Here is a 20,738-nt window from a genome sequence, read left to right on the forward strand (position 1 = left end):
AATAAAGGTCCGGAATGGAGCCTATTATTTTATAAAAAATACGCCATTTGAGGCCATTCCGGGCCTAAAATTAAAATAGGTAAGCAATGCTGTCTTTTTATCCGTGGGGATAAAGGGCACTTTCCCTCCTGCTTGATTTTAGGGGGGCGAGGACTGTCTGCCGCGCCCTTGTTAGCCGGGGATGGCGTATGACAACCAAGATGCTGAAATTTGTCTCCGTTCCGCAAAAACAGCCGGAAAAACGCACGGCTGCAGATCGGCGGGCGGATTTTGACGAAATTTACACGGACTTTAAGCCAGAACAGGCAACCGAACAGGCCAGCCGCTGCTCGCAGTGTGGTGTTCCGTTCTGTTCCGTGCATTGCCCGCTGGGGAACAATATTCCCGACTGGCTGATGCTGACCGCGCAAGGTCGGCTGGAGGAAGCCTATGGCGTATCCTCCGCTACCAACACCTTCCCCGAAATCTGTGGCCGCATCTGCCCGCAGGACCGCCTGTGCGAAGGAAGCTGCGTGATCGAACCGGGGTTCGAAAGCGTGACCATTGGCGCGGTGGAACGGTTTATTACGGATACAGCGTTCGAGAACGGGTGGGTCAAACCCGTGGCCCCCATGCGTGAGCGCGCGGAATCCGTGGGTATTGTCGGGGCTGGCCCAGCAGGGCTTGCCGCTGCGGACCAGCTGCGCGCGCAGGGGTATCAGGTTCATGTGTACGACCGGTATGACCGCGTGGGCGGGCTGCTGGTGTATGGTATTCCCGGTTTCAAGCTGGAAAAACATATTGTGGCCCGCAGGCACGAACTGCTGGCCGAAGGTGGGGTGGTGTTCCACCTTGGTCAGGGCATTGGCTCTGGCGCGGGTGAGTTGTCCTTTGCCGAACTGCGTGGACGGCACAATGCGCTGCTGATCGCCACGGGTGTGTACAAGTCCCGCGCGATTGGCGGCCCCGGTGCGGGCCTTGCAGGGATTGAAAAAGCACTGGACTACCTGACCGCCTCCAACCGCCGCTCTTTGGGCGATGTGCTGCCAGATGATGCGCAGGCGCTGGATGCCGCAGGCAAAAACGTGGTGGTGCTGGGCGGGGGCGATACGGCCATGGACTGCGTACGCACCGCCATCCGTCAGGGCGCCAAATCCGTACGCTGCCTGTACCGCCGCGACCGCGCCAACATGCCCGGCTCCACGCGTGAGGTAAAGAATGCGGAAGAAGAAGGCGTGCAGTTTGAATGGCTGGCAGCCCCCGAGGCATTTCTGGGCGACACCCACGTAACAGGCGTGCGCGCATCGCGCATGAAGCTGGGTCTGCCCGATGCATCGGGCCGTCAGTCGGTGGAACCGCTGGAAGGGTCCTCCTTCACGCTGGAAGCCGATCTGGTGATTGCCGCCCTTGGCTTTGACCCCGAACCTCTGCCGCAGTTGTGGGATGAGCCTGCTCTGGCGGCTTCGCGCTGGGGTACGCTCAAGGTGGACCAGAAAAGCTTCATGACCTCGCTGCCCGGTGTGTTCGCAGCAGGCGATATTGTGCGTGGGGCCAGTCTGGTCGTGTGGGCGATCAAGGACGGGCGGGAAGCCGCCCAGAGCATCCATGAGTGGATCAAGGCCGATGCAATGGCTCGTACGGCGGAGCAGGGATAATGGATATGGAACAGTTTTCGCACACTGTTTCCGCTGAAAGCGGTGAAGAGTTTCTCAAGGCATGGGATGCCAACGTGCAGGCGCTCGACGGGCTGTATGACCCGGCGGACGAGCGCGATTCCTGCGGCGTGGGCCTTGTGGCCGCCCTTGATGGCAAGCGCCGGCGTGAGGTGGTGGAAGCCGGTATTGCAGCCCTCAAAGCCATCTGGCACCGTGGCGCTGTGGATGCCGATGGCAAAACCGGCGATGGCGCGGGCATTCATGTGGAAATTCCGCAGGAATTTTTTGCCGATGCCATTACCAGCACGGGCGACCGGCCCAGCGATGGCCCCATTGCCGTGGGGCAGGTGTTCCTGCCCAAGACCGATTTTGTGGCGCAGGAACAGTGCCGCCAGATTATCGAAACCCAGATTCTGGCCTTTGGCTACGGCATTTACGGCTGGCGGCAGGTGCCGATTGACACCTCCTGCATTGGTGAAAAAGCCAACGCAACCCGCCCTGAAATTGAGCAGATCCTTATCCGCAACCTGCCGGGCAAAACGGAAGAGGCGTTTGAGCGCGATCTGTACGTTATCCGCCGCCGGATAGAAAAAGCGGCCATTGCCGCACAGGTGGATCTGTATATCTGCTCGCTGTCATGCCGCTCGCTTATCTATAAGGGTATGTTCCTTGCCGAGCATCTGACCGAGTTCTACCCCGATCTGCTGGATGAGCGGTTTGTCAGCCGCTTTGCCATTTACCACCAGCGTTACTCCACCAACACCTTCCCCACATGGAAGCTGGCCCAGCCGTTCCGTCGCCTTGCCCATAATGGTGAGATCAACACCATTTCGGGCAACATCAACTGGATGAAAAGCCACGAAACGCGCCTGTCCCACCCGGACCTTGACCCGTGGATGGCCGATATCAAGCCGCTGGTGCAGGCTGGTGGGTCGGATACGGCAACGCTGGACAACGTGTTTGAACTGCTCACCTTTGCTGGGCGGGATGCGCCTGCGGCCAAAGCGCTGATGATCCCGGCCAGCGTGGGTGGCAATGCGGCCATGAAGCCCGCACACCGCGATATGTTCACCTACTGCAACGCCGTTATGGAACCGTGGGACGGCCCCGCCGCCCTGTGCGCGACCGATGGCCGCTGGGTTGTGGCCGGGCTGGACCGCTCCGGCCTGCGCCCGCTGCGCTATACGGTGACCACGGATGGCCTGCTGATTGTCGGGTCCGAAACCGGCATGGTGCGCGTGCCCGAAAACGCCATTGTCAGCCGTGGCCGCCTTGGCCCGGGCGAGATGATTGGCGTGGATCTGGACGACGCCAAACTGTACGGCAACAGCGCGCTGCTGGATGTGCTGTCCACCCGTCAGGATTTTTCGGACTGGATCAAACGCACCCAGAAAATCGGCCACCTTGTCCGTTCCGAAGTGACCGAGCCGGTTTACTACACGGGTGATGAACTGCGCCGCCGCCAACTGGCCGTGGGCACCACGCTGGAAGAGCTGGAAACCCTGCTCCACCCGATGGTGGAAGATGCAAGCGAAGCCATTGGCTCCATGGGGGATGATACCCCTCTGGCCGTGCTTTCGCCCCGTTACCGGGGGCTGTCGCACTACTTCCGCCAGATGTTCAGTCAGGTGACCAACCCGCCCATCGACAGCCTGCGTGAAGCAGGGGTGATGAGCCTTGCCACGCGCCTTGGTAACCTTGGCAACATTCTGGACCAGTCGGCCGAGCAGTGTGACATGCTGCAACTGCCAAGCCCCGTCCTGACATCGGGCGAGTACGAGGCCCTGCGCGGCTTCTGCGGCGCCTCTGCCAGCGTGATCGACTGCACCTTCCCCGCAAAGGATGGCGAGACCGGCCTGCGCGAAGCCATTGCCCGCATCCGCCGCGAGGCGGAGGAAAGTGTGCGTGGCGGCTGCACCCATGTATTCCTGACCGATGAAGGCCAGTCCCCCGACCGCGCCTCCATTCCCATGATTCTGGCTACGGGGGCTGTGCATACCCACTTGGTGCGCACGTCCTTGCGGACGTTCACATCGCTCAATGTGCGCACCTCCACCGCGCTGGACGTGCATGCCATTGCTGTTACCATTGGCGTGGGGGCCACTACGGTTAACCCGTATCTGGCGCAGGAAAGCATTGCGGACCGCCACCGCCGTGGCCTGTTTGGCAGCCGTACCTTGCGTGAGTGCATGGAACGCTACCGCAAGGCCGTGGACAAGGGTCTGCTCAAGATCATGTCCAAAATGGGCATTTCCATTGTGGCGTCCTACCGTGGCGGGTGCAATTTTGAAGCCGTGGGTCTGTCGCGCGCACTGACTGCGGAGTTCTTCCCCGGTATGCCTTCGCGCATTTCCGGTATTGGTCTGTCCGGTATTGCCCGCAATGCACTCAGCTTCCACGAGCAGGCATGGGGGTCCGCTTCGGCCCTGACCCTGCCTGTGGGGGGGCTGTACAAACTGCGCCGCAGCGGGGAGCAGCACGCATTTGATGGCGGGCTGATCCATATGCTCCAGACCGCAGTGGCAACAGACAGCTTTACCATCTACCAGCGTTATGCCGATGCCGTGCGCGCCCAGCCGCCCGTGGCTTTGCGTGACCTGCTCGACTTCCGCGATGGGCGCACGCCCATTCCGGTAGAAGAGGTGGAAAGCATTACGCAGTTGCGTAAACGCCTGATCTCCCCCGCTATCTCGCTCGGCGCCCTCAGCCCCGAAGCGCATGAGACGCTCTCCATCGCCATGAACCGGATTGGAGCCAAGTCCGATTCCGGTGAAGGGGGGGAAGACCCCGCACGCGCCAAACCCCGCCCTAATGGGGATAACGCGTCCTCTGCCATCAAGCAGGTGGCCTCGGGCCGTTTTGGTGTGACTGCGCAGTACCTCAATGACTGCCGCGAGCTGGAAATCAAGGTGGCTCAGGGCGCCAAGCCGGGTGAGGGCGGGCAGTTGCCCGGCTTCAAGGTGACCGAGCTTATTGCCAAGCTGCGCCATGCCACACCGGGTGTGACCCTGATCTCGCCCCCGCCGCACCACGATATTTATTCTATCGAGGATCTGGCCCAGCTTATTTACGACCTCAAGCAGATCAACCCCGATGCCAGCGTGACCGTCAAACTGGTGGCGCGTTCGGGCATTGGCACCATTGCGGCTGGTGTGGCCAAGGCCAAGGCCGACGCCATTCTTATTTCCGGTCATTCGGGTGGTACGGGGGCAAGCCCGGTTAGCTCCATCAAATACGCGGGTCTACCGTGGGAACTGGGGCTTGCGGAAACGCATCAGGTGCTCATGCTCAACCGCCTGCGCCACCGTGTGCGCCTGCGGGCTGATGGTGGCATCAAAACCGGTCGGGATGTGGTTATTGCGGCCATGCTGGGTGCGGAAGAATTTGGTATTGGCACGGCCAGCCTTGTGGCCATGGGCTGCATTATGGTGCGCCAGTGCCACTCCAACACCTGCCCGGTTGGCGTATGTTCGCAGGACCCGGCCATGCGCGCCAAGTTTGAAGGCACGCCGGAAAAGGTGATCAACCTGTTCTCGTTCATTGCGGAGGATGTGCGTAACATTCTGGCCTCCCTTGGCTTCCGCACGCTGAATGAGATTATTGGCCGCACGGACCTTTTGCGTCAGGTCTCCCGCGGGGCGGATTATCTGGACGATCTGGACCTGAACTCCCTGCTCTCGCAGGCGGATCCGGGGCCGTTTGCGCGCTACTGCACGCTGGAAGGCCGCAACGAGGTGCCCGACACGCTGGATGCGCAGATGATCAACGATGCCCGTCCGCTGTTTGACCATGGCGAGAAAATGCAGCTGCACTACAACGTGCAGAACACCCAGCGCGCCATTGGCACGCGCATTTCCTCGCTGATCGTGCGCCAGTTCGGCATGAAAACGCTGGCCCCGGGCCACCTGACCGTGCGCCTGCGTGGTTCTGCCGGGCAGTCCCTTGGTGCGTTTGCAGTGCAGGGGCTGAAACTGGAAGTGCTGGGCGATGCCAACGACTATGTGGGCAAGGGCCTGTCGGGGGCGACCATTACGGTCCGTCCGTCGCCTTCTTCCACGCTGGTGTCCAACCAGAACGCCATTATTGGCAACACGGTCCTGTATGGCGCCACAGCGGGTGAGCTGTATGCGGCAGGGCAGGCGGGTGAGCGCTTTGCGGTGCGGAACTCGGGTGCTACGGCGGTTATCGAAGGGTGCGGCTCCAACTGTTGCGAATACATGACCGGCGGCACCGTTGTGGTGCTGGGCGAAGTGGGCGACAACTTTGGCGCGGGCTTTACCGGCGGCATGGCCTTTGTGCTGGACAGCACGGGTGGCTTTACCAAACGGATTAACCCCGAAGCCCTGCTGTGGTCGCGTGTGACCGACCCCAAATGGGCCGAAAAACTGCGCGCACTGGTGGAACGCCACGTGGAGGAAACAGGTTCGGCCTATGCCTCCATGCTGTTGCATAAGTGGGACGAGGTTCTGCCCCAGTTCTGGCAGATTGTGCCCAAGGACTACGCCAGAATCATTGGCTTTAGTGTGGAAGGTGCGCAGCAGGCCAAATCGGCCTGAGCCTGCCTTTACTGGGTTTGAGTGTAAAAAACGGGCGGGGGCTTATGGCTCCCGCCCGTTTTGGTGTTCTGGTGCTTTGTCTTTGCATGCAAGGGCTATCGCCTCGGGTGGAATTGCGCGGTAGAGTGAGGGTATGGAACATACCGCGCATTTTTCCCGTTCGCTGTCACTTCCGCTCATGGCGGCGGAAGCCGGACCTGCCTCTTCCTCCAGCCCCGGTGCTGCCGCTCTGCCCCGCTGGGACCTGTCGGCCCTGTACGCGGGTATGGACGACCCGGCACTACAGGCCGATCTGGCGGCGGCGGCCGCCGCCGCCAAAAGCTTTGCCAAACTGTATCAGGGCCGCCTGAGCAGCCTGAGCGGTGGGCAACTGGCGCAGGCTCTGAGCGAGTTTGAGGAAATAGAGGAAAAACTGGGCCGGGCAGGCTCGTATGCCTCGTTGCTGTTTGCCGCGGATTCGTCCGATGCATCCATCAGCCGCTTCAGCCAGTCCATTAACGAACAACTGACCGATATTTCCACCGACCTGCTGTTTTTCGGGCTGGAACTGAACAGGCTGGAAGAGGCCGACCTACAGGCCAAAATGGCAGACCCAGCCCTTGCCCGCTGGCAGCCTTACCTGCGCGATGTGCGCATGTACCGCCCACACCAGCTTGGTGATGACGTGGAAAAGGTGCTGCTGGAAAAATCCGTAACCGGCGCGCAGGCATGGTGCCGTTTGTTTGATGAGACCATAGCCGCCCTGCGTGTGAGCGTGGACGGGCAGACCATGCCGGTGGGTGATGCGCTCAACCGCCTGTCCGATACAGACCGCGCGGTGCGCGAGCGCGCGGGCAAGGCTGTTGGCGCTGTGTTTGAAGGCAATGTGCGGCTGTTTGCGCTCATTACCAACACGCTGGCCAAGGATAAATCCATATCCGATGGGCTGCGGCACTTTGCCCGCCCCACCTCTTCGCGCAATCTGTCCAACATGGTGGAAGATGGTGTGGTGGATGCGCTGGTTTCTGCCGTGCGCACGGACTACCCCCGCCTGTCCCACCGTTATTATAGCCTCAAGGCCAAATGGATGGGGCTGGACAAGCTGGAACACTGGGACCGCAACGCGCCCCTGCCCGGTTGCGAGGACCGCCAGATTCCGTGGGACGAGGCCAAAGCCATTGTGCAAAAGGCGTATGATGGGTTTGACCCGCGCATGGGCAAGGTCATCAACACCTTTCTGACCAGCCCGTGGATTGATGTGCCCCCCGCCCCCGGCAAGTCCCCCGGTGCGTTTGCCCACCCCACTGTGCCTTCGGCCCATCCGTATATCCTGCTCAACTACCATGGCCGCATCCGCGATGTGATGACGCTGGCGCATGAACTTGGGCATGGTGTGCATCAGGTCATGGCGGCCAGGCAGGGCTATCTTATGTCCGATACCCCGCTCACACTGGCCGAGACCGCCAGTGTGTTCGGCGAGATGCTGACCTTCCAGTCCCTGCTGGACGCGGAAAAAGACCCCGCCCGCCGCCGCCTTCTGCTGGCTGGTAAGGTGGAGGACATGCTGAACACCGTGGTGCGCCAGATTGCGTTTTACGAGTTTGAAACCCGTGTGCATGACGAGCGCAAACAGGGTGAACTGCTGCCTGAACGGATTGGTGAAATCTGGCGTGCGGTCCAGACGGAGAGCCTTGGTCCGGCCTTTAACTTTACCTCCGATTACGATGTATTCTGGGCGTATATTCCGCACTTCATCCATTCGCCCTTCTATGTTTACGCCTACGCCTTTGGGGATTGTCTGGTGAACGCCCTGTACAAGGTGTTCAGCGAAGGCGCTCCGGGCTTTCAGGACAAATATATCGCCATGCTGCAAGCCGGTGGCACGCTACGCCACAAGGAGCTGCTGGCTCCCTTCGGGCTGGATGCATCGGACCCCGGTTTCTGGCGCAAGGGGCTGGATGTGATTTCGGGCTTTATTGACCAGTTGGAGCAGGACTGAGCATGGCGCGCGATCTTGATAACTCCGGCATGTTCGGCGAATTGCGGCGTATGGTGCAGACCACCGGCACGGTGGGGGGCATTGCCGCACGCATGGCCGGGCACAAAATGGGCCTGCGCTCAGGCGGTATAACCCACGCGGAAGACCTTAAATCCGTGCTGGGCGGGCTAAAAGGCCCGCTCATGAAGGCCGCCCAACTGCTGGCCACCATACCGGGCGCCTTGCCCGAGGAATATGCGGAGGAACTGGCCCAGCTCCAGTCCAACGCGCCCCCCATGGGCTGGAACTTTGTGCGCCGCCGCATGACGGCGGAACTGGGTGCAGGGTGGGAAAAGAACTTTCGCGCTTTTGGTAAGGAGGCTGCGGCGGCGGCAAGCCTTGGGCAGGTCCATCAGGCCATTCTGGCCGATGGCCGCCGGGTGGCCTGCAAGCTGCAATACCCGGACATGAACACGGCGGTCGAGGCGGACCTCAAGCAGTTCCGCATGGCCATTGGTGTTTACCATAAGCTCGACAACGCCATCCGGCAGGATGATGTGGTGGAAGAACTGGCCGAACGCCTGCGCGAGGAGCTGGATTACCGGCGCGAGGCCGCCAATATGCGCCTCTACCACAATATTCTGCGGGACTGCCCGGACGTGACTGTGCCGCTCCCCGTGGATGGGTTGAGCACACGCCGCCTGCTGACCATGGAATGGGTGGCGGGCCAGAACCTGAATGCCGCCATTAAGGCCGGTCTTTCGGATGAGCAGAAAAAGAAAATCGCCCGCGCCCTGTTCCGGGGCTGGTACGTGCCGCTCTACCAGTATGGCGTGGTGCATGGCGACCCGCATATGGGCAACTTTACCGTGCGCGAAGATGGCGGGCTGAACCTGCTGGACTTTGGCGCGATTCGGATTTTTCGGCCCTCATTCATCAAGGGCAATATTGATCTGTACAACGCCCTGCGTACCAAGGATGAAGACCTTGCCGCCCATGCGTACGAGGCATGGGGCTTCCGCGACCTGTCGCGCGAGAAGGTGCGTGTGCTCAATGAATGGGCCAGCTTGCTGTACGCACCGCTCATGGATGACCGCGAGCGCTACATTCAGGAAGAGAACAACCCCGAACATGGGCGCGAGGTGTTGAGCCGTGTGCATGAAGGGCTGCAAAAAACAGGGGGCGTGCGCCTCCCGCGTGAATTTGTGCTGGTGGACCGCTCGGCCATTGGGCTTGGGTCGGTCTTTATGCGGCTCAAGGTCAAAATGAACTGGAGCGAAATGTTCCACGAAATTGTGGAAGGGTTTGACGAACAGGCCCTGACCGACCGGCAGAATGCGGCCATAAAAGAGGCCCGCTTTCCACCAGACGCCCCGCCCGCCACCTGAAGGGCGAGCAATGCAGGGCAAGGGCGTGGGGCCGTGCACACAGTAAAGTGCTGAGTGGCAATGCGGGGCAGGTCCGGGCCTGCCCCGTAGGCTTTTTAGTAAGCCTGATAGATCGCCCGTTTCAGATGTGTCTGGTTATATTCCAACTGGCTTGGGCTTAGCTGGAAACCCACCTCGAACCTGTAGTCGGAATCGACATTGCGGGGGGGGATCGGCAGGTCGATCGTAATCAGCTTGGTGGTCGTATCAAACGTTGCCAGATTGGCCGGGAACGTAATTGTGTGGCGGAAGATGTGCTTGTTCACAATCCGGTCGCCATGCAGCACGGCAATAAACCACGGCATGCTCAGCGCCTCGGTGGAGGAAGCGGGGCCACGTTCTACCGTAATGTGGAGTACGACTCGGGTTTTCAGGTCCTTGGGGCCACCGGCCAAGCAGTCCCCTTCCAGCTTGACAATGCTGGCCCGCGCCACCAGATCACGGTAATCGGTGCTTTTGCCTTTATACAGGTAATAATCTGCCGCTTCGGATGGAATATGCGTAAGAGGGCAGGCTGGCGCAAACTCCATTGAGGCACTTTCTCCGCCCCCGCAGCCTGTCAGCGCCGTTAACAGGCCCACGGCCAGTGCGCCAGAAGCGGTTACGCGGGGGAGCAGGCTGCGCAGGCGGGTAAGATCATAAGGCATGGAGTGATCCGGCATGATAGGGGGTGGAGGAACAAAAACGGGTGACGCACCAACCCGCCACGCTCGTTAGGGCGTGTGTTTCACGTCTTGAATGCTGCAAAACGGGTTGCATCACATGCGTCCTTTGCGTAGGCCACAACTGCCACGGCCTTTACCGGGTTTCGGGCATAGCCTGTTTTCAATATGCTTCTTCATAGCCAGTTTTCTTCTATACAGCCCGCTGCAACTTTGGGGAACACCATGCCCGATCAAACTGACACCCTTACGACCTCCCAGAACACGGATGCGCAGCATGGCCGCTCACTCAAGGTCCTTCTGGCTGGCCCGCGCGGCTTTTGCGCCGGGGTGGACCGCGCCATTCGCGTGGTGGAGGAAGCCATCCGCCGTTACGGCGCACCGGTTTATGTCCGCCACGAAATTGTTCACAACCGCACCGTTGTAGAGGAGCTGGAAGCACAGGGAGCCATCTTTGTGGAGGAACTGGACGAAGTTCCCGCAGATGGCCATGTTGTTTTTTCCGCCCATGGCGTGCCCAAAACCGTGCCTGCCGAAGCCGAGCGCCGCAACCTGCTGTATTTGGATGCAACCTGCCCGCTGGTCTCCAAAGTCCACCGCGAGGCGGAGCGCCACTATGCCGCAGGTGGGCCAGAAAGCCGCCATATCCTGATGATCGGCCACGCCGGTCACCCCGAGGTTGTGGGCACAATGGGTCAGCTCCCCGCAGGAGCGGTCACCCTGATCAACGATGCGGACGAAGCCCGCAGCGTGCAGCCCGCAGACCCGACCATGCTGGCGTTTATTACCCAGACCACCCTTTCGGTCGATGATACGGCAGAAATCGTGGACATCCTGCGTGAGCGCTTCCCCCTGATCGAAGGGCCAAAGCGTGAGGATATCTGCTACGCCACCACCAACAGGCAGGAAGCGGTCAAGACCATAGCCCCTGAGTGCGATCTGGTGATTGTTATTGGCTCGCCCAATTCCTCCAACTCCCAGCGCCTGCGTGAAGTGGCGGAGCGTTCGGGTGCGGCCCGCGCCCTGCTGGTGCCCCGGCTGGATGCACTGGACTGGTCCGTGCTGGACGGAGTGGGCACACTGGGTATTACGGCTGGGGCCTCCGCACCAGAAGCACTGGTGCAGGAAATGGTGGCCGAAATGGCCAAGCGTTACACCCTGTGCATTGAAGAGCGGATTGTGAAGGAAGAAAACGTAACGTTCCGCCTTCCCGCACCTTTGGGCTAAGGGTGGTTCATGGCCGTTTATACGGACGTTAGCGACGAGGCGTTGCAGGACTTTCTGGCTGATTTTGCCATAGGGTCCCTTGTAGCGTTCCGTGGCATTGCCGAGGGGGTTGAGAACACCAACTTCCAGCTGCGTACAACCGAGGGAGATTTTATTCTCACTCTGTACGAAAAGCGGGTGAACGCGCGCGAGCTGCCCTGGTTTCTGGGTCTGATGCAGCACCTTGCGCGCGAGGGTGTAACATGCCCGCAGCCCGTGGCCGACAGGCAGGGCGTGACGCTCAAAACCCTTGCGGGCCGGCCTGCGGCCATTACCACGTTTTTGCCCGGTGTCTGGCCGCGCACAGTGCGGGGCGAGCACTGCCGCCCACTTGGCCGCGCGCTGGCCCAACTGCACGCCGCAGGCCGTTCCTACGCGCCCGAGCGCCCCAATGCGTTGGGGCCGGATGCATGGGCACCCCTGCTGCAAAGCTGCGCGGGTGGGGCAGATACGGTCCAGCGCGGTTTGCAGGCGGAACTGGAGCACGCTCTTGCCCGCATTGTGCCCGCATGGCCGGGCCACGGTGGTAACGCCACCCTGCCGCGTGGGCAGATCCATGCCGATCTGTTCCCCGATAACGTGTTTTTTCTTAATCACTCGGTTTCGGGCCTGATCGACTTTTATTTTGCCTGTACGGACTATCTGGCCTTTGACGTGGCTATCTGCCTGAATGCCTGGTGCTTCCAGCCTGATGGTGCGTTCAATGTAACCTTCGCCCGCCAGATGTTGCTGGGGTACGAGGAGGTGCGTGTGCTGGACGAAGCCGAACGCCACGCCATGCCCGTTCTGGCGCAGGGTGCGGCCATGCGCTTTTTGCTGACCCGGTTATATGACTGGATCAACACCCCGGCCGATGCGCTGGTGACCCCCAAAAACCCGCTGGATTACCTCAAACGGTTGCGGTTCCATCTGGCAACGCAAAGTGTGGGTGGTTATGGACTCTGAAAACTCTTCCCCCAGCCCGGAAAACCGGATGCAGGTTGAAATCTGGACCGATGGTGGGTGCAGGCCCAACCCCGGCCCCGGCGGCTGGGGCGTGCTGCTGCGCTGCAAGGGTGTGGAGCGTGAACTCTCTGGCGGGGAGTTGGAGACTACCAACAACCGCATGGAACTGACAGCCGCAGCCGAAGCGCTGGAAGCCCTGAAAAAACCCTGCACGGTCAACCTGCATACTGATAGCGAATATGTGCGAAACGGTATTACGCGCTGGCATACAGGCTGGGTGCGCCGCAACTGGCGCAACGCGGCGGGGGACCCGGTGGCGAACATGGACCTGTGGCGGCGGCTGCTGGATGCCGCCAAACCGCATGATGTTTCATGGCACTGGGTTAAGGGCCACTCTGGCGTGCCAGAGAACGAACAGGTGGACCAACTGGCCACACAGGCCCGCATACGCATGGAAGAGCAAAAAGCAGGCGCGTAAACCCGCCTGACTTTTTGCCGTTCTCCCAAAATCAGCAACGGCGCGTGAGTGGTTTTTGGCCTGCATAAGTGTGTGCAGGTGCGCCCAGCGGGGTAAAGCCCCCCTTATGGCTCCGCGTCAGATTGGTAGATGTCCACATAATCTTCTGGCGCATCCGGCTTTGCGTCTTTGGGCTGACCAATAACCCGCACATAAATTCTGGTGGAGGGTGTGCCGCCGTTCATCAGCACGCTTCGTGCGACCAGACCACGGGCCAGCGCCATGCGGCGTGGGAGCGAGGGGTCATCCGTTGTGCCCGAACTATAGGCGTTCACAAGGGCGCGGACATGCGGCTTGTAAGCAAGGTTCTGCCCGAATGCCAGAATGGCCTGATGGGTCTCGGGGTTCAGATCGGCTGATCCGGGGGCAAATGTCAGGCGTATGCCACCGGGAATGGGGGTAAGCGTTCCCTTGGCCTGCACCTGCACGGTAGGCTGCGGTGGAATGGGGAAGGGATGCACCTCGACCTCGGACGGAGGGGGCGTAAGCTGGGGAACTGCCGGTGGGGCATCGGGAATGGTTGCGGCCGGAGGCGGGCGAACCGGAGCCGGTGCCACAACAGGCCCTTGCCCCGGCACATTAGTGGCCCCACCCGCAGGAGCAGGAGCAGGAGCAGGAGCAGGAGCAGGAGGCTGGGCCACGGTTGTTGTGGGCGCTGGCGTTTGTTGGGGCTGTGTGCTCTGCCCCGCTGGTGCTGTGGGCTGGGTGGCGGGCGCGGTTGATGCGGCTGCGGGCTGGGTTGTTTTGGGTGTGGGGGCTGTTTGTGCCTGCGTTCGCTGCACCGGGTGCGGCGTTACGCGGCGTTGTGGGCGTATGTGCTGTGTTGCGCTCTGCCCCGCCTGCGTGGCCCTAGCCTCGGGCTGGGCGCCTGCCAGACTGTCAAGCGCCTGTGCATTGGTTGTGATCTGGGCATGGGCCGTGCCTGCTCCGACCAGTCCTGCGGCGCAGAGCAGGGAAAGGCGGCACGAAAGGGAGAGCATTTTTTTCATTGCGGTGCAGACTAGCCCAGAAGGTGGGAGGGATAAAATGGGGTATTCTGGCAGGGCGCAGCAAAAATACACGCCGTCATGCGGAAAACTGTTCTTCGGCAATCCGTTCGGAGAGTGTCTGCCCCGGATCAAACAGCAAGGTTACGGTCAGGTTACGGTCCTCGCGCACCTGAACGGAGGTTACGTCACGCACTTCCACCGAATCGGCCACAGCGGCCACGGGCCGTTTTTCGGATTCCATAACAGTAAAGCCAACATGGGCGGTAGAGGGCAGCAGCGCGCCACGCCAGCGGCGGGGGCGAAAAGCGCATATGGGTGTAAGCGGCAGCAGATTGCCCGAAAGCGGCACAATCGGCCCGTGGGCCGAAAGGTTGTAGGCGGTTGAGCCAGCAGGCGTTGCCAGCAACGCGCCATCGCAGATCAGTTCGGGCACACGCACAAGACCGTCCACATCTATGCGGAGCTTGGCGGCCTGCCGGGTCTGGCGGAACAGGTACACGTCGTTCAGGGCGAGGGCTTCGTGCGTTTCGTTATCACGCGTGGTGGCGGTCATGCGGAGTGGGTGCAAGGTGGCGGCCTGTGCGTGGAACAGCCTGTGGGGCAGGTCTTCTTCGTCCATCGGGTTCATCAGAAAACCAACGGAGCCGCAGTTCATGCCGTAAACGGGGGCGGTTAGCTGGGTTTCGAGCACCACGCGCAGGGTTTCGAGCATAAAGCCGTCCCCACCAAGGCAGACAATAATGTCCGCATCCCCCGGATGGCAGTTGCCGTAATGGGCGACCAGCCGGTCCAGCTCCGTCCGTGCCTCGTGCGTGGGGGCGGCCATAAAGGCCAGCCTGCGCGGTGTCTGGGCAAAAAGGGGCTGCGTGGAGGTGGATGCGGCACTCATGCTCTGCCCTGTGGGTGGAGGAAGGAAGGGTGTGTCTTACCCCGCAAGGCCGTGGTCCTGAAAGGGGGCGGACGCATTTTTGGTATGGAGGAAGGCGGGGGCCATGTGGGTGCCCAATACCTCGTCATACACCCCCAGTGTTGCGTGCTGCATGGCCTGCGTTGTGTAGTGCGCCAGCACGGCCTGCCGGGCGTTGGCGCCCATATTGGCCAGAGTTGTGGCGGGTGCCCGGAGCACCGTGAACATGGCGTCCGCCAGCTCCGCTGCATTGTTGGGGGGAACGGACAGGCCGGTCACGCCGTTGTCCACCGTTTCCACCGCCGCTCCGTGGTGGGAGACAATGACCGGGCGGCACATGGCCTGCGCCTCCACCACAACCCGGCCAAAGGGTTCGGGGCGGAGGGAGGGAACAAGCACCATGCTGGCCAGCGCCATGGCGGCGGGCATGTCGTCACAATGTCCGGCAAAGCGGATTCTGTCTTCCAGCCCAAGGCTATGGGCCAGTTGGGTCAGTTCGCGCACGTAGCGCCCGTCGGCTTTGTCCGAACCTGCAAACACGCAGTGCCAGGGCTGTTCGGGCAGTCCTGCCTCCAGTTGGGCCAGTGCCTGAAGCACAAGGGCCTGCCCTTTCCATGCCGTCAGCCTGCCGGGCATAAGAATAATGGCCGAGCCTGCGGGAATGTTCCATTGTTCGGCAAGCTGGTGCATGCGCTGCCCGCTGACCGCATGGGGGCTGAACTGCCCGATATCCGCCCCGCGTGGAATAACCCGCAGGCGGCTGGGTGGAACATTGTAATCCTTGTGGAGCATCCGCCCGATATGCGCGCTTATGGCAATAACCCGGTCCCCGCTGGCCAGAACGGAGTTGTAGAGTTTTTTGCCCGGTACGGTGTTGGCATGCACACCATGCCATGTGGTGACAAACGCGGTGCGGGTGCGCCTGCACGCCATTCTGGCTGTCCACGCGGGAATGCGGGAGCGGGCATGCACCAGAGCAACATTGTGCTGGCCCAGTATTCGGGCCAGCATGCGGGCATTACGCAACACATGCGCGGGATTACGGCTGCCGCATTCGGGGAGGGTAATATGTTCAGCACCCAGACTCCGCAGCATGGGCACAAGCCGCCCCCCGCTGCTGGCGACCAGCGCCTTGCCACCCGCCAGCGTAATGGCCTGCGCCATTTCCAGCGTGCCCCGTTCCACCCCGCCCTGTTGCAGGGCAGGAAGGATTTGCAAAATAACCGGAGAGCTTAAAAAACTGGCCATGTTGCTCCTATTATCATGCACAGGGGTAAAAGTGCCATATTCTGAACACGCTGGGTCCGCGCTTGACCGCTATGGGCCAGAGTTTGCTATGGATGGTATATGAAAGCAGTCTTCTCTGCGCGTCGGTCCTTGCCTTGCATGCTGGCTGGCGCTGTTGTTCTGGCGGGAGCATCTTCCCTTGAGGATGTTGCGCAGGCCCGCACGCAACAGGCGTTGGGGGGCAAAAAACAGGTCTGGTCCGTAACCACCTGCATGGCCATGATAGGCGATGACCCCTACGGCGCGCGGGATTACGCACTGGACTGGCAGCACCATGGCGGCGGGCGCGATGCCCGGCATTGCCACGCACTGGCCCTGCTGGAAGCCGGGGATGAGGATGCCGCCGCGCGGGAGCTGGATGAACTGGCCCAGAACGCGCCAAAAGGGGATGTGCCCCCACCCGCCCTGCGCGCAACCATGGAGGAGGAAGCCGCCGAGGCGTGGCTTTCCGCCGGGGTGCCGGTCAAGGCGCAGGCCAGCGCGGATTATGGCCTACAGGCCCAACCCGCGGATCAGGCTTTGCAGGTTGCCCGCGCCCGCAGCGTGCTGGCACAGAACAGGGCCGATCTGGCGGAGCAGGAACTAACCACCCTCATTGCCCGCCAGCCCGGCGCCATGCCGGAAGCCTACGTTCTGCTGGCCGAGGCCGAGCGCAAAATGGGGCGGCTGGACCTTGCCTTGCAGCATGTTGCTCACGCGCTGGCTGTTGCCCCGGACAGTGCCGCCGCCCTGCTTGAGCGCGGCATTATTCGCGAGCGCAAGGGCGATGCCGCCGGTGCGCAGCAGGACTGGCAGAAAGTGCTGGATCTGGCCCCCGATAGCCACGAGGCCGATCTGGCGCGCCAGGACCTTGCCGTTATGGCCGCAGACCCCGATTCTCCATGACCATGGGGCAGGGGGCGGAGCGGGCGCGTATTCTGGTGATCCGCCTGAGCGCACTGGGGGATTTTGTGCAAAGTTTTGGCCCGTTTGAGGCCATAAGGCGCGCACACCCCGACGCCCACATAACCCTGCTCACAACCCGCCCGTTTGTGGAACTGGCCCGTCTGGCCCCGTGGTTTGACCATGTGGAGGTGGACCACCGCCCCCGCTGGACCAGCCTTGCCGGGCTACGCACCCTGCGGCGGCAGTTGCGCGGGTATGACCGGGTTTACGATTTGCAGACATCGGGGCGCACGGCGCGGTATTTCTGGCTGGCGGGCAGGCCGGTATGGTCGGGGCATGTGGCGGCGGCGGCTTTGCCCCACGCCAACCCGTGGCGCAATATTATGCACACACGCCCCCGCCAGCAGGACCAGTTGCGTATGGCGGGCATTGCCCCCACGGACAGGCCAGACCTTGCGTGGCTGGTGCAGGCAGGCCCACGTCTGCCCCAGCCCTATGCCCTGCTTGTGCCCGGTGCGGCCCCCCACCGCCCGGCCAAGCGTTGGCCTGCGGAGCATTATGGCCAACTGGCGGTCCAGCTTATGGTGCGTGGCATAACGCCCGTTGTGGTGGGCAGCGCGGGGGAGCAGCCTCTGGCCGCCCAGATCACGCGGCTTTGCCCGCAGGCGCTGGACCTGACCGGCCAGACCAGCCTGCCCGAACTGGCAGGGCTGGCCGCGCGTGCATGGGGGGCTGTGGGGAACGATACCGGCCCCATGCATCTGGCGGCCGAGGTCGGGTGCCGCTGCCTTGTCCTGTTTTCGCGCGAGAGTACGCCCGCGCGTACCGCCCCTTTGGGGTATGCGCCGGGGCAGGTGGAGGTGCTGTGGGCGCGTGATCTTGCATTCCTTTCGGTCCAGAGGGTTGCAGCCGCGCTCTGGTAGCGCCATTAAACATCCTCTATTTTTATTCTCCCCTTTCTTCTGGAGCTTGCACCCATGCCCGCTATCACCCTCCCTGACGGTTCTGTTCGTAGTTTTGACGGGCCAGTCACGGGCACTACGGTGGCGGAATCCATTGGTGCGGGGCTGGCCAAGGCGGCGCTCGCCATGGAAGTGGACGGCCAGCTGAGCGATATTCGCCAGTCCATAAAGGCTGATGCCAAGGTCCGCTTTATTACCAAAAAAGACCCGGAATCGCTGGAACTTATCCGCCACGATGCGGCCCATGTGCTGGCCGAGGCCGTGCAGGAACTGTTCCCCGGCACGCAGGTCACCATTGGCCCGTCCATTGAACACGGGTTCTATTACGACTTTTTCCGCGCCGAGCCGTTTACCCCCGAAGACTTTGCCGCGATCGAAGCCAAGATGAAGGAGATCGTAGCAAGGGCGGAGCCGTTCGAGCGTGAAGTCTGGCCGCGTGACGCCGCCATTGCGTTTTTTGAAGAACGTGGCGAATCGTTCAAAGCCGAGCTGATCCGTGACCTGCCGGAAACGGAAGATATTTCCATCTATCGTCAGGGCCAGTGGCTGGACCTGTGCCGTGGCCCACACCTGCGTACCACCAAGGATGTGGGGACCGCCTTCAAACTCATGAAGGTGGCAGGGGCATACTGGCGGGGTGACCACCGCAACCCCATGCTAACCCGCGTGTACGGGACCGCATGGCGCGACCAGAAGGAACTGGACGCCTACCTGCTCCAGCTTGAGGAAGTCGAAAAGCGCGACCACCGCCGCATCGGGCGCGAAATGGGCTTGTTCCATTTTCAGGAAGAGGCGGTCGGGCAGGTTTTCTGGCATGCCAAGGGCTGGCGCGTTTACTCCGTCTTGCAGGACTACATGCGCCGTGCGCAGACCCGCCACGGGTATCAGGAAGTCCGCACCCCCCAGCTTGTTGACCGTGGCCTGTGGGAGGCCTCCGGCCATTGGGACAAATACCGCCACCATATGTTTGTGGCCACGGTGGAGGATGAGGATAAAACCCTCGCCCTCAAACCCATGAACTGCCCCTGCCATGTGCAGATTTTCCGCCACGGCCTGCGCTCCTACCGCGAACTGCCGTTGCGTATGGCGGAGTTTGGAGCCTGCCACCGTTACGAACCCTCGGGCGCTTTGCACGGCCTGATGCGCGTGCGCGGCTTTACGCAGGATGATGCGCATATCTTCTGCACCGAAGACCAGATTGCCGCTGAGACCGTGCAGTTCGTGCAGATGCTGCATGAAGTGTATCAGGACCTTGGGTTCGAGCATGTCCGCGTTAAATTTGCCGATCGCCCCGAACAGCGCGCAGGCAGCGAAGCGGTGTGGGACAAGGCCGAAGCAGCGCTGAAGGAAGCCTGCACCGTGGCCGGTGTGGAATATGAGTATAATCCGGGCGAGGGCGCGTTCTACGGCCCCAAGCTGGAGTTTGTGCTGCGTGACGCCATTGGGCGGGACTGGCAGTGCGGCACCTTGCAGGTGGACCTTGTGCTGCCCGAACGGCTGGACGCCAGCTATGTGGGCGAGGACTCGGCCAAGCATCGCCCTGTTATGCTGCACCGCGCCATTCTGGGTTCGTTCGAACGTTTCCTTGGTATTCTGATCGAACAGCACGCGGGGCGCTTCCCGCTGTGGCTGGCCCCCGTGCAGGTTGTTGTGGCCTCTATTGTGAGCGATGCCGCCCCCTATGCGCAGGAGGTGGCCGCAGCCCTGCGCAACGCCGGTCTGGTGGCTGAAGCCGATGTGCGGAATGACAAGATTAACGCCAAAGTGCGCGAACACAGCGTGGGGCGTGTGCCGGTTATTCTGGTCGTTGGTCGGCGCGAGGCGGAGGAAGGCACGGTGGCCATGCGCCGCCTTGGTTCGCAGGCGCAGGACGTGCTCACGCTGGATCAGGCCATTGCCACGCTCAGCCACGAGGCCACACCACCCGATTTGCGCAAAAAAGCGTGAAGCGGGCCGGGTTTTTGTGGCAATGCTGCAATGCCCCCGATTTATTGCATGGACCGCTTGATAAAGAGCGGAGAATTGCGCACATACTAACAGCAGGCGGGTGCACCGGATAACGGTGCCTCTGTTTGTTTTTGAAATGAATTACAGGAGCCGACCATAGTCAGATCCCCTTACCCCGCGGCGCCCAGCAAAGAAGGGCCGCGTGTGAATGAAGAAATTCGTGTGCCGCAGGTTCGCCTGATTGATGAAACAGGCGAAATGGCGGGCGTTATGTCCGTGCGTGATGCACTGGCCCGTGCTTATGGCGTTGGGCTGGACCTGCTGGAAATAAGCCCGAATGCTGAGCCGCCGGTTGTAAAGATTCTTGACTACGGCAAGTTCAAGTACGAGCAGCAGAAAAAGCGCAACGAAGCCAAAAAGAAGCAGAAAGTTATTGAGATCAAGGAAGTCAAGGTTCGTCCGAACATCGACGAAAATGACTATCAGGTCAAAATGCGCTCTGTAAAAAGCTTTATTGGCGACGGGGATAAGGTCAAGGTCACACTGCGTTTCCGCGGGCGCGAAATGGCGCATCAGGAACTGGGGATCAAGGTCCTGGAACGGATTCGGACTGAAATTGATGAACTGGCCAAGGTGGAGCAGATGCCCCGCCTTGAAAACCGCCAGATGATCATGGTGCTGGCGCCCCGCTAAGCACCTGTCCAATCTGGATTGGTTACAAAAAACCGCCCGAGGGATAACCTCCGGGCGGTTTTTTTGTTCTGTGTGGCCCAGTATGCACCGTGCTTTGGGCGGCA

15 protein-coding genes are annotated in these 20,738 nt (G+C 61.4%); 11 read left to right on the top strand and 4 right to left on the bottom strand.

Annotation, left to right across the window (positions count from 1 at the left end; all coding sequences use genetic code 11):
- The first annotated feature begins 188 nt into the window (after window positions 1-188).
- The 4 genes from AABE20_RS06465 to AABE20_RS06480 all read left to right on the top strand — a co-directional run bounded on the left by AABE20_RS06465 (window position 189) and on the right by AABE20_RS06480 (window position 9,535).
- The gene (locus AABE20_RS06465; protein WP_338332331.1) at window positions 189-1,634 is read left to right on the top strand and encodes an NAD(P)-dependent oxidoreductase; all 1,446 of its coding nucleotides are present in this window, start codon (window positions 189-191) and stop codon (window positions 1,632-1,634) included.
- Window positions 1,634-6,190 carry a glutamate synthase large subunit gene (gltB, locus tag AABE20_RS06470; RefSeq protein ID WP_338332332.1) on the top strand — a complete coding sequence of 1,519 codons (4,557 nt, stop codon included), beginning with the start codon at window positions 1,634-1,636 and terminating at the stop codon, window positions 6,188-6,190. Before AABE20_RS06465 ends, gltB begins: the two co-directional genes overlap by 1 nt.
- A gap of 133 nt (window positions 6,191-6,323) precedes the next feature.
- A complete protein-coding gene (locus tag AABE20_RS06475) occupies window positions 6,324-8,168 on the top strand; it encodes a M3 family oligoendopeptidase (RefSeq protein ID WP_338332333.1) in 1,845 nt (614 codons plus the stop codon).
- A 2-nt stretch (window positions 8,169-8,170) separates the two neighbouring features.
- Complete coding sequence (locus tag AABE20_RS06480) at window positions 8,171-9,535, top strand: ABC1 kinase family protein (protein WP_338332334.1); 1,365 nt, start codon at window positions 8,171-8,173, stop codon at window positions 9,533-9,535.
- 95 nt (window positions 9,536-9,630) lie between these two features.
- On the opposite strand, the gene AABE20_RS06485 is transcribed toward AABE20_RS06480, so the two are convergent.
- Window positions 9,631-10,221, bottom strand: a complete 591-nt coding sequence (locus tag AABE20_RS06485) for a hypothetical protein (protein WP_338332335.1) — start codon at window positions 10,219-10,221, stop codon at window positions 9,631-9,633.
- Between the two features lie 240 nt (window positions 10,222-10,461).
- Between AABE20_RS06485 and ispH the strand changes: the two genes are divergently transcribed.
- From ispH to rnhA, 3 genes are read left to right on the top strand one after another with little or no spacing between them, the layout of a single operon-like run.
- Window positions 10,462-11,463 carry a 4-hydroxy-3-methylbut-2-enyl diphosphate reductase gene (gene ispH, locus AABE20_RS06490; protein WP_338332336.1) on the top strand — a complete coding sequence of 334 codons (1,002 nt, stop codon included), beginning with the start codon at window positions 10,462-10,464 and terminating at the stop codon, window positions 11,461-11,463.
- Between the two features lie 9 nt (window positions 11,464-11,472).
- The gene (locus AABE20_RS06495) at window positions 11,473-12,447 is read left to right on the top strand and encodes a homoserine kinase (protein WP_338332337.1); all 975 of its coding nucleotides are present in this window, start codon (window positions 11,473-11,475) and stop codon (window positions 12,445-12,447) included.
- Window positions 12,437-12,925, top strand: coding sequence for a ribonuclease HI (rnhA, locus tag AABE20_RS06500; RefSeq protein WP_338332338.1), 489 nt, complete (start codon window positions 12,437-12,439; stop codon window positions 12,923-12,925). Before AABE20_RS06495 ends, rnhA begins: the two co-directional genes overlap by 11 nt.
- A 104-nt stretch (window positions 12,926-13,029) precedes the next feature.
- Here the strand turns inward: rnhA and AABE20_RS06505 are convergent, their stop codons facing one another.
- The 3 genes from AABE20_RS06505 to AABE20_RS06515 all read right to left on the bottom strand — a co-directional run bounded on the left by AABE20_RS06505 (window position 13,030) and on the right by AABE20_RS06515 (window position 16,108).
- Window positions 13,030-13,944 carry an OmpA family protein gene (locus AABE20_RS06505; protein ID WP_338332339.1) on the bottom strand — a complete coding sequence of 305 codons (915 nt, stop codon included), beginning with the start codon at window positions 13,942-13,944 and terminating at the stop codon, window positions 13,030-13,032.
- An 85-nt stretch (window positions 13,945-14,029) separates the two neighbouring features.
- Window positions 14,030-14,842 (bottom strand): NAD kinase, encoded by an 813-nt coding sequence (locus tag AABE20_RS06510; protein ID WP_338332340.1) that lies wholly within the window; start codon window positions 14,840-14,842, stop codon window positions 14,030-14,032.
- A 36-nt stretch (window positions 14,843-14,878) separates the two neighbouring features.
- A complete protein-coding gene (locus tag AABE20_RS06515; RefSeq protein WP_338332341.1) occupies window positions 14,879-16,108 on the bottom strand; it encodes a glycosyltransferase family 4 protein in 1,230 nt (409 codons plus the stop codon).
- A 99-nt stretch (window positions 16,109-16,207) separates the two neighbouring features.
- Here AABE20_RS06515 and AABE20_RS06520 point away from each other — a divergent pair, with 99 nt between their 5' ends.
- The 4 genes from AABE20_RS06520 (at window position 16,208) to infC (ending at window position 20,634) form a co-directional block, all read left to right on the top strand.
- Complete coding sequence (locus AABE20_RS06520) at window positions 16,208-17,032, top strand: tetratricopeptide repeat protein (protein ID WP_338332342.1); 825 nt, start codon at window positions 16,208-16,210, stop codon at window positions 17,030-17,032.
- Entirely contained in the window at window positions 17,029-17,955 is a 927-nt protein-coding gene (locus tag AABE20_RS06525; RefSeq protein WP_338332343.1) for a glycosyltransferase family 9 protein, read from the top strand. The genes AABE20_RS06520 and AABE20_RS06525 overlap by 4 nt, the downstream gene beginning before the upstream one ends.
- Before the next feature lie 54 nt (window positions 17,956-18,009).
- Window positions 18,010-19,941 carry a threonine--tRNA ligase gene (thrS, locus tag AABE20_RS06530; protein WP_338332344.1) on the top strand — a complete coding sequence of 644 codons (1,932 nt, stop codon included), beginning with the start codon at window positions 18,010-18,012 and terminating at the stop codon, window positions 19,939-19,941.
- Between the two features lie 156 nt (window positions 19,942-20,097).
- Complete coding sequence (gene infC / locus AABE20_RS06535) at window positions 20,098-20,634, top strand: translation initiation factor IF-3 (RefSeq protein WP_059024330.1); 537 nt, start codon at window positions 20,098-20,100, stop codon at window positions 20,632-20,634.
- Window positions 20,635-20,738 lie beyond the last annotated feature (104 nt).

The organism is Acetobacter zythi (assembly GCF_963921165.1).
Taxonomy (GTDB): domain Bacteria; phylum Pseudomonadota; class Alphaproteobacteria; order Acetobacterales; family Acetobacteraceae; genus Acetobacter.